This window comes from Massilia pinisoli (genome assembly GCF_024753285.1).
Taxonomy (GTDB): Bacteria; Pseudomonadota; Gammaproteobacteria; order Burkholderiales; family Burkholderiaceae_D; genus Telluria; species Telluria pinisoli.
In genome coordinates, this window is the sequence record NZ_JANUGW010000043.1 from 1 (window position 1) to 9925 (window position 9925).

Sequence of the window (9925 nt, forward strand, 5' to 3'; positions counted from 1 at the left end):
TATCAATAACGCGTGCTTGACATTTTGGAGGCCTGCGGGGCTCGACGCGGCGTTACTCGCGGCTGATCCACTACCTCCGCAGGCGGCCAGCCCAATACCGACTAGTACGGCTCCTGCGACGACGAGGGTTTGGCTTCTCGTTCCGATCATACGCACTCCACAGTGGTTAAGATCGGCAAAGGTTATTCAAGAATTATGTCCGGAATATGGCAGCCGATGGTATGTGGACGGACCGTAATGATGTTCGCCTGTCAAACGTAACCCGACGCCGACATGCATGTCTTGCAGGACTTGCTTTCGTTAAACCATAGAGTACCAATCATCGACGACCCATACGACCAACTAGGCGGTCTAAGGTATCACCGATTCTCGTTACCCTAATAGCATTCGTTCGCGGAATCTGAACCGCAATGCGGCGCCGAAGCGCTTCTCGGCCATGGCTCGTGATGTCAAGCCTCGATGAAGAAGTAAGTTTGCCGAAACGGGCGCATTCTCAGGGGGCGAGAGGACGCCAGACGATGATATGCCCGAATGGCGTTCAGCGGCTCTGAATACCAATGTGAAGACGCATTAGGGGAGGAAGAAAATGTGACTTTGAATGTCTGACTCGGCGGTCACTATGGGATCGAACGTTGAGGCTAAGTCATTGAATTCAAATTGAGTTTCTGCACGGAAAGTGCCCGGAGCCGGGATCGAATTGCTGAGTTCCACAGAGGCGTCAAGGCTCGTTTAACGGGGATATTGAACAAAATGTACCGTCAAAACTACCGTCAGGTTGGCTTGTGTCATCGGTTCGGTCCCTACTGACCCGCGCAAATGGTAGCACGCGAGAGCAGTTAATCGGGTCTGGAACGATGTATGCGACAACGTTAGATGAGGGCTCGCTTCAGTCTTGCACGTTAGCGCTTTTGTTTATCACTCGTACCAAGGAGCTTCGCGACGCTGTCCGAGGTGATACGGCTCGCGCGCGAACTTAGCTTTACGAGCTTGAGTTCGCCGTTGGCGACCATCCGATAGACAGTTGCATGAGATACCTGGAGCAGTTCCATAACGCTCGATATCTTGTAAAGAAGTGGGACCTGCGTGCCCGCCAGAGTCCGCGGTTCGGGGTTGTCTACAGGATTCATTTACACCTCGTTGTTCTGCCAAGCTGTTCATGTAAAGTTAGCAAATTTGCCACCTTGGTAGATGTGAAGTATCAACTGGCGAGTCGATCAGCACCGGCGGTTTAGCATTTCTCAATATGCAATTTCGGACGAGCCGCTTGTTGTGCGGAAAGGTTGGGCAGTATTGAAATGCCGAGAAGACAGATGACTGCTGCGTAATTCCATTCTGCCTTCGTTGTTACGCTTCGAGGTGCGGACACGCTTCGGCTCGCGTTGCCGTGATCGTTCGCGCGACGACGCGAAAGTCGCCATTCGGTACCAATGGAGCAGCCAAGCCGCGACAGGCTGGGTATTCGCTAGGTGAGGGCGTATAAGTACATCGCGTCGGACTAAGATCGACTAACCCGCTACTGGCGGCAACGAGTGCCGCCATAGTCCGGCAACCTTATTCGTAAAGGTGTAGCTCTGGTGCCGTATGGACTAGCAAGTGAGAACATACGAGGGGGAAATCTGGGACGGCTTAAGGCCGCGACAGAAACAACATAATCAATTGACCTGCGTTGGCGACTCCAACCTTCACCAATAGGTTTTCGCGGTGTTTGCGAACGGTGGGATCGCTTATGCTCGATCGACTTACGATTTCCTTGCTGGTCAGACCGTCCAGAAGGTGCTCGGCAACCTGGGCCTCACGCGGCGTCAGGCCGCTCTGACGCAAACAGCGCTGCGAGAACTCGGCGGATCTGGCCCGGACTCGTGCCCGTCCATGGCCCGCGCATCGCAACGCATACGCGGTGAGCTCGACGGCGTTTCTCAATTGCAGTTTGCGCAATAGGGCCGCCTGCTGTCAATGGTGAGATTGAACGGCATTGAGGATTTCAGCATGGCGCCGTCATTTTCATCCACAAAAAGAGGCATGCAGATTTTCTGCCCGGGGGGTAATCATAAATCTTCGAGCAGGCGGCGAATACCTCGCATTTCCGCACTTCGCTATCGCTGAGACACTATTGGGTCGGACCTGACAGATTGGTGCGAACCCACGAACTATCCGGCGAACTACGCTCCGCCTCTTCATCCGGTTGCAAATCCATTACCTCTTTTAAACTAGGATCTTTCTCTAATATATGGCCAATACCAACCACCCTGTAATATGAGGCGTCATCAGGATGTTCCTCTCCACACAAAAAGCACCAGTCTGCATCTGGTCTACTTACCAATAGAACTGGCTTGCGATTTTCAAACACATCGATACAAACATATGCTTTGTGATGGAAATCCATTGTTTTTTGTTCATCCATAATCCGAATCCCAAGTAGTTTTCAATTAATTCAGTTTTGCCACAATTTCCATCTCCGCATGCATCAGTAATATTTCCCGGCGAAGAATCATACGGGTCCACCCAAGAATCAACATGACCGTGCTCGCGCGAATTTTCGTGTCCGGCCTGGTTGTCATTTCAATCCAACAGTAAGTATAAATTAAGTTCCCGTTCGAGTCAGTTGCAGCCAAATTCGCTGCATCCCGGGTTCCCACTGACCCAACTATACGTGTTGATTCTGCCGCGCAAAACGATCGGGCCTCACTGAACATACCGCCTCGTCTGCGGATCATAATCCCTGATGTAGTGATTGAAAAGATTGGTCCCGACTGGACTCGTCGTAACGTGACCGTTTTCCTTCGACAGATCAGTGACTTATACCCGCCGCGCGCGGACGAACTCCTCCTGTATCGAATTTTCTTTTTCTCGAGAACCGAGTTTGCAACCCGACAAGCTATCGCACAATGCATGATTTACGCCGGATGATCAAGCAGCCGATCAGTTCTCTGCAATGGCCGCGCGGCCGGCAAGGGACGTGTCGTGTGCTGGATCGAAAGAAGCGGTCGTTCGCGTGTCATAGGGCGCTGCAGGCGCGCCGGATGCGTCAGCTCGCGCGATCTTGAGGTTGCCGGTTGAGACATGGGTACAGATGTGGGTAGTGGATATGTCGGCATGTCCCAGGATTATATGGAGGAACCTGACGTCCGCCCCGTTCTCCAGTACGTGCGGGGCATTCTATCCCGGATGGCGGAGCTGCCGCTGTGGGCGAAGCAGGCCAGCCGCATGTAGAGTTGATCAGACCCGACAGACGGTTCTTCTTGAAAGGCTCGCCGCAGTCCGTCAGGAACAGCGGCACCTGGTCCGGCAACCGGCACAGCAACGGCGGCACATCGGCCTGCACAGGCATGCGGCAACGCGTTTCGGCCGCGCTTGAGTCACTTTGGCAAGACCCACGACGTCGTCGGAACCGAAGACACCTCAACCTCGATGGCCGCATCGCGAGTGTGTTGGACGAGTCCCCGAAGAGCGGAATTCCGCCTGTGAGATTTAAACATAAATCCTCGAGCAGGTAGCGAATACCCTGCATTTCCGTACTTCCCTACCGCTGAGAAACTGTTGGGTCGGATCTGACAGATTGGTACGAACCCAAGAACTATCTGGCGAACTACGCTCCGCTTCTTCATCCGTCCGCAAATCCATTGACTCCTTTAAGCTAGGATCTTTCTCTAATATATGACCAATACCGACCATCCTGTAATATGAGGCGTCATCAGGATTTTCCTCTCCACATAAATAGCACCAACCTGCATCTGGCCTACTTACCCATCGAACCGGCTTGCGATTTTCAAACACATCGATACAAACATATGCTTTGTGATGGAAAGCCATCGCATTTTGTTCATCCATAATCAGAGCCCCAAGAAGTCTTCAACTGAATCTCGACCCTTTCCTCGATTACAAGTTCTGCATGCATCAGTAATATTCGCCGGCGAAGAATCATGCGTGTCCACCCAAGGATCAATATGGTCGTGCTCGCGCGAATTTTCGTGCCCGGCCTCCGTTGTCATTTCAACCCCACAGTAGGTACAAATTAAGTTCCCGTTTGAGTCAGTTGCGGCCAAATCCGCTGCATCGCGAGTTCCCTTGGATGGACGACGCGATGCCTTTTTGTCCTTATCGGTTCCACTCTTATTATCTGATGGGCATGCCTGAGCATCGCCGTCCGCGTTTGCAGCGTTAGCTGCCTTGATTGCCTCGGCGATTTTGGCGGCGGCCTGAAATGCACGATAGGCGCGATAACCCTGATAAATGATTCGTCCGGCAACAATTGCTTCCCCGATGCACAGATCCTCAATACATCTGCCGCTTGGGTCGGCGAATTGCAACGGGTTTCCGCCGACATAACTATACGTGTTGAGTCCGCCGCCCAAACCAATCGGGTCCGACTGCACATACCGCCCTAGCTGCGGATCATAGTCCCGGAAGTAATTGTAGAAAAGGTTCGTGTCGCGATCGAAGTACTGGCCGGGCATGCGCAAGTTGAACGTAAACCGTCCCAAGCCGCTCGGATCTTCGTTCGGAGGAACTAGCGCAAACGCGTCGCCATTATCCCAGCGCCAAACAATCTTGTTATCTGATGCGCGCGTTATTAAACGAGGGGTCCGGATGTGGTCGGCGTACACATAGAATGCGTTCGTCGCCACCACTTCATTCGGCACCGTTCCAGTGCGACTTTGCTGGAGCACGGTAACAGGCATATCTGCGAGATACACGAACTCCTGCAGCATTTTCCCCGTCGTTAAATCATATTCGCCGATGAGCTTACCCTGCTCGTCATAGAAGAACACGCTCGACGCGTTCGGCAGAGCACCGCCGCTGCGAAGTACCCGTTGTCCCAGCCCATTGTAGAGATACTTGACGGTGTTGGCGCCGACCGTCGCGCTCGACATTCGGCCCCGGGAAGAGTAGGTATAGGACACCGTGCCATCGGTTGATAGGTTGCCGGCGTTGTCGTACTGGTTGGTCTTCGCCGGCGTCGGGCCCGTCGTACTCATCAGTCGATTGCTGGTGGCCAGATAGGCGTTCGTGTAAGTTGCAGTACCGATGGACAGTTTGGTCCGGTTTCCGTTGGCGTCGTAGTCGTACGCCTGGGTCGAAGCGAACGCGCTGAAAGCGGTGAGCCGGTCGAGGTTGTCATACCCGAAGGACTGGTTCAGCGCCGCAGCGTTGGTCGACTGGTTTGTCGCGGTGTGCTCGTAGGCGAGTATGCGGCCGGCGGCATCGTAGCGAACCGTACGAACGGTGCCCGTGGTGAGCGCATTGCCCAACGAGTAAGAAGTGACGCGGCCGTCCAGGTCGAATGTCCGCGTGTAGCCGTTGGGATTTGTTCCCGTGCTGTTCCCCCAGTTCCAGCTTTTTACGGGGCCAAACGCCGCATAAGTAATCCCGCTCAGCAGAATCGTGCTTGTTGTGGTGTTGGTTCCAACTCCATTGTTGTTCGTCGGGTTGAGCGTAATCCCGCTCAGGCGGCCTGCGGCGTCGTAGGTATAGTTGAGCCGGTTTCCGCTAGGGTAAGTGATGCTTGATAGCTTGCCATTACTGATTCCGGTCGTGCCCACCGCGTACGAGACCGTCAAGTTGCGTGAAACGCCGCTGCTGACAACCGTCTGGGTCCTGCTGACGAGCTCGCCGAACGCGTTGTAGACGTAGGTCGTCTGGCCGGACTCGTCGGTCATTTTGGTTAGATGCCCGATCGCGGCCGGAACCGGCGTGGCACCGCCATCGTATTCGAACGTGGTGCCGGTTCCAGACGTGAACGAGATATTCGTCACCCGGTTCAGCGAATCGTATTTGTAGGTCTTCACTTGCTGACGCGCATCAGTGACGGTTTTAACGTTACCCGACGCGTCGTAAGTCATGGCCGATACATTGGTATCGGGCGAAGTGAGTTGGCGTTGCTCGCCTACGCCATTGAACACGTAAGTGGTCGTCAAACCCCGAGGGTCCGACACGGTCGCCGGATTATCCTGCCCGTCATAGGCGTATTTGACGATGGGCCGACTTGTCGTTGATGTGGGAGCCGGAAGCGTGACCTGTTTTATTCGATTGAACTCGTCGTAGCCGAAATCGCTGACTCGATTCAACGGGTCCGTCGCCTGTATCAGGTTGCCGTTGCCGTCGTAGGCATAGCGCGAGGTTGCGGATTGTGCAGTCTGCGCGTTTGCTGACACGGAGATCAAGCCAAGCAGCGCCACGAGGCCAGGCAATACCCCTCCAACCAACGTCGATGGTCGTGCAGTTTTATTGCTCATTATTGAAAGCTCCTCGTCACCGAGTCCAGGCGATTCAAATCGTTGAAAACACGAGTCATCCTTTCTGCCAGTATTCCGCTCGAATCGGAAACGGATTCGCTCACGCGATTGCCCATACTGTCGAGAACGTAGTGAATCTTGTTGCCCGCAGAATCACTGATATCGGTTAAACGATGAGCATTGTCGTAGGTGTATTGGACCGAAGTCGTATCTGGAAAAGTGACTTTGATGACCTGGCCATTATTGTCGTAGGCATATGTCGTCAGGCGGACAGCGCCACCAGCGGACACCTTTTTCGTCGCTAGCCAACCCCGCGGATAATAGGTGAAATCGTTGATCACACCGTTTGGCATCGTGATTTTGCCGACGTGCCCATCGAGATCATAGGCGGAGTATGTTGTAATACGCCCCAGCGGATCTTTTATCGACGCCAGATTTCCTGTTGTGGAATCGTACGAATATGTGGTGATATCGCTGACATCGGTTCGCGGTCCGGTTATGGTGAGAACTTGGCCGGCAGTATTGTAGGTATAGGTCCAGGAGCGGGGCGTATCCGTGAGCGTCGGATTCAGTCCCTGCGCGCCATTTTCATCGAGCGTCGCCTGGATAGTCTTTTTTTGAAGATTCCCGTTGGCATAATAGGTCAACGTAGTCAGGCGTTTCGGCGCGGCCACCCGCACAGGCAGATTGCGGGTCGCATCCCATTGCGTGCTGATAGTCCGGGTCTTTGCCGTTCCATAAGCTTCGACGCGCTTGATTTCTAGATTACGAGTCAGGTCATATGAATAACTGGTGACGATCCCATTAAAGTCCGTGGCTGTGGCGACATTGCCATTGGCATCATAGGTGCGCGACGCGAACTGACCTTGCGGGCAGACATCGCAAGGCGCCGACAGAGCGCTGGTTCTTGTCTTGCCGAGGATCTTTTCGAATGAATAGGAGCGGGAGCGGTTGAGACCGTCGGTCACCGTCCTTGTATTATCCGAACCATATTCGATCGATACCCGTTTGACACCCCCGGCATATTCGCTGGAGGTTACGCGTCCGGAAGCGTCATAAGTCCAGTCTGCGTATTTCGTGCCGTTTTCATCGATGATGCTGGTGATTGCGAAGTCCAGCTTAGCGGCCGCGTACGCATCGGCAGGGGGCGTGTCCGTTTCGTTGTAGTTGTAGGTCCGCACCTTGCCGTCCGGGCGGGTCACCGAAGCTAGTCGACCCTTGTCGTCATACGAATAGCCAGTCGTTCGTCCCTGCCCGTACGTGATGGCCTTGACCCGATTGTTGCCGTCGTACGAGAACGAAATCTGATGCCCAAAATTGTCGGCAACACTCTGCAGGCGATTGGCCCCGGTCGACTCGTAGGTGAGATTGACTGCGCCGCCTTTGCTGTACAGGACGGACAGCAGCTTGCCGGACCCGTCATACTGTTCGGCATCGCCCATCGGGTTGGTGTACTTGACGCTCGTGATCACGCCGGTAGCGTCGGCCGTCGTGGACAGAGTCCCGGTGACAGTGGCATTGCCTTTCCACCCACCTGATACGCGATTGAAGGTAATCTTTTGACCACCGGGCCGGACCAGGCGAATTTCACTGGCCCCGCTGGATGCATCCTCGGGTGCGGTGAACTCGAGCCGCGCCGAATAATTATGGCTCCAGCCCAGGCCGAATTCATCGCTATCATTCGTATTGCCGCTGTTATATTTTCGTACGAAACTGATTCGCGATGACCAACCCGCGTCGACATCCTGTTCGGAGAGCGAAACGGTTCCGTCAGCGTAATTCAACGCCCCGTCGTCAAGGCCGACGTCGCAGCCGCAATCGTCGTCCTCATCAGTGTCTTTATCGTCGTAGACGCGGTTTGTCGACATCAGGACAGTGGTGTCCGTGTCTTCTTGCGAATCATCCGCCCATCGCGTTATTTCTACCTCCTTAACTAAACCCACGTTCTTGGCGAGAGACCAAAAAAGCGTCTTTTTTTCGACCCTGATCCCGACCTCTGGAATGGTCGCTGTCGTGACAATGTCATCACGAATCTCCAACGTCCTGAAGCTTCCTGCGGGAACGGTTTTTCTTGAGAATCCAAGGATGGTGCTAACGATCGACGTCGTACCGGTAATGCCATCACATGTAGTAGTTAGCGTGACCGAGAATGTCTGCCCAACCTTCACCCGACTTGGCAGCAAATACCACGGCCCCGATGGAACAGGTATGCATTCTTCTCGCATAGGATCAGGCTCAATCGGAATTGTGCCAACAACTTGGGTTCCACTGAAGTCCTGGATATACAGCGACGCCGCTCTGTCAGTTGCGTCCGAATCATCAGTCCACGAAAAAAGTACGGTTTCCCGCCCATTAACCAGTGGTCCGGCAACGGCCGTGGTCACCGTTGTGGCCGGAGGAGGGGGCTCACCCAACGATGTGGTCGAGGTGGTCATTTCGGTCCATGTCGAACCTAGGTCAATCGGAAAATAGCGGCGAGTGTCGATTGCGTTCGCGCTATTACAGACGACCGCCAAAAGAAGTGCAACGCCTATGCCGTTGAGGCTACGTAGACGAATCTCTGCTCTTAGAATAGAAAACATATGGCCACCTATGAAAATCGCTTCAAGACCATCTCGAACGCTGTTATCGACCGCGATTTTACACATGTAAAATAGCGGGATTCTCTCGCATTGTCACGAAAACAGATTTTCCTAATAAATCGGATCCATATCAGTTTATCTCCACCGGAAATGCTGTTGCTGCTCAGAATAATTACTTTCGGTTTGGATCGATGAGTTATGGTACTGAAGCTATTCCAATAGCCGCGGAGGCGTTTGTGCACCGAATGAAGGTCGGTGGACGCTTTTATAACGCGGGCAAATTCGTACGTCGCTGAATCGGGTTGCAAGAGTGGAGCAGGCCCTCGCCGTGACGACTGGCCGATGACGTAAGGAGCGACTCGCCGTGAAATAAACAGCGACTGCAAGTAACCATGAAGAAAACGTGATACCGCGACGACGAAATACCGGCTCTGGGATCTCGCGGGATCTGGAGCAAATCCGCGTGTCTGCCAGGACAACGGGTTTGCCGCCTGTAGGCCGTCCCCCCTTCTATTCGGAGCGTGGAGGACAGACATTTCGACCGCGGGGGCGTCACGCTTCATCGGGGTCGATACTTCGGAACCGACCGCTAGTGCGTTTTTCGCCCAGGCGGAGGAGTTCGACCGCCGCTTCCAGCCGTGAGGGCATTCATTGACCGGTATCGCCATGCCCTGGTGTCGAGCGAATCTGCAAGGTGATGCAGGTCGCGCCGTTGGGCTACTGGCGTTGTGCGGCGCAGCACCGTCTGCTCGAACCACTCGGCTATATACCGCCAGTGCAAGCAGAGGCAAGCTATCGCGCGCAACTGAGCAGTCAAGCCATCCCGGCCTGACTCACATAAACCGGCCTCCATGAAAGCCGGGGTGGTTCGCTGCTTAAAGGAATAGGTATCGTTAGAGCATGAGGGTCCGTGGGTGGACAGGCCCGCTCCAGTTCGACAAGGCGTAGCATCCTCGGCGTAGTTGGCCCGTAATAGAAGTGAGCACTGTCTCAAAAGCAGGCGGCCGTGCTCCCCCTGGCTTCCGTCACGACATAGGAAAAGCCAATGAATGCGTTGGAACCAAGGTTTCGAAGTTGGCTTACCCGAGCGAAGTATTCTCGTCTCAACAA

At 54.2% G+C, this 9925-nt stretch carries 5 protein-coding genes, 1 pseudogene and 1 other annotated feature; of the genes and pseudogenes, 1 reads left to right on the forward strand and 5 read right to left on the reverse strand.

Annotation, left to right across the window (positions count from 1 at the left end; all coding sequences use genetic code 11):
• Positions 1-899: 899 nt before the first annotated feature.
• From NX784_RS28515 to NX784_RS28530, 5 genes are all read right to left on the reverse strand, one after another.
• Entirely contained in the window at positions 900-1127 is a 228-nt protein-coding gene (locus NX784_RS28515; RefSeq protein ID WP_258820050.1) for a helix-turn-helix transcriptional regulator, read from the reverse strand.
• A 499-nt stretch (positions 1128-1626) separates the two neighbouring features.
• Positions 1627-1935: a LuxR C-terminal-related transcriptional regulator gene (locus NX784_RS28990; protein WP_370662982.1), complete on the reverse strand. Its 309-nt coding sequence runs from the start codon at positions 1933-1935 to the stop codon at positions 1627-1629.
• A gap of 172 nt (positions 1936-2107) precedes the next feature.
• The gene (locus tag NX784_RS28520; protein WP_258820051.1) at positions 2108-2401 is read right to left on the reverse strand and encodes a hypothetical protein; all 294 of its coding nucleotides are present in this window, start codon (positions 2399-2401) and stop codon (positions 2108-2110) included.
• 1429 nt (positions 2402-3830) lie between these two features.
• On the reverse strand, positions 3831-6233 hold the full coding sequence (locus NX784_RS28525) for an RHS repeat-associated core domain-containing protein (RefSeq protein WP_258820052.1): 2403 nt from the start codon (positions 6231-6233) through the stop codon (positions 3831-3833).
• Complete coding sequence (locus NX784_RS28530) at positions 6233-8668, reverse strand: DUF6531 domain-containing protein (protein WP_258820053.1); 2436 nt, start codon at positions 8666-8668, stop codon at positions 6233-6235. The genes NX784_RS28525 and NX784_RS28530 overlap by 1 nt, the downstream gene beginning before the upstream one ends.
• A gap of 740 nt (positions 8669-9408) precedes the next feature.
• Positions 9409-9527 (forward strand) — a sequence feature (AL1L pseudoknot).
• Here NX784_RS28530 and NX784_RS28535 point away from each other — a divergent pair.
• Positions 9415-9560 (forward strand): annotated as a pseudogene (locus NX784_RS28535) (IS3 family transposase); the annotation flags it as partial. (Overlaps the previous feature by 113 nt.)
• Between the last annotated feature and the right edge of the window lie 365 nt (positions 9561-9925).

Bases quoted from the DNA above. Each gene is read 5' to 3' on its own strand.
- NX784_RS28515 (WP_258820050.1), bottom strand. From the start codon at position 1,127: ATGAATCCTGTAGACAACCCCGAACCGCGGACTCTGGCGGGCACGCAG.
- NX784_RS28520 (WP_258820051.1), bottom strand. From the start codon at position 2,401: ATGGATGAACAAAAAACAATGGATTTCCATCACAAAGCATATGTTTGT.
- NX784_RS28525 (WP_258820052.1), bottom strand. From the start codon at position 6,233: ATGAGCAATAAAACTGCACGACCATCGACGTTGGTTGGAGGGGTATTG.
- NX784_RS28530 (WP_258820053.1), bottom strand. From the start codon at position 8,668: ATGACCACCTCGACCACATCGTTGGGTGAGCCCCCTCCTCCGGCCACA.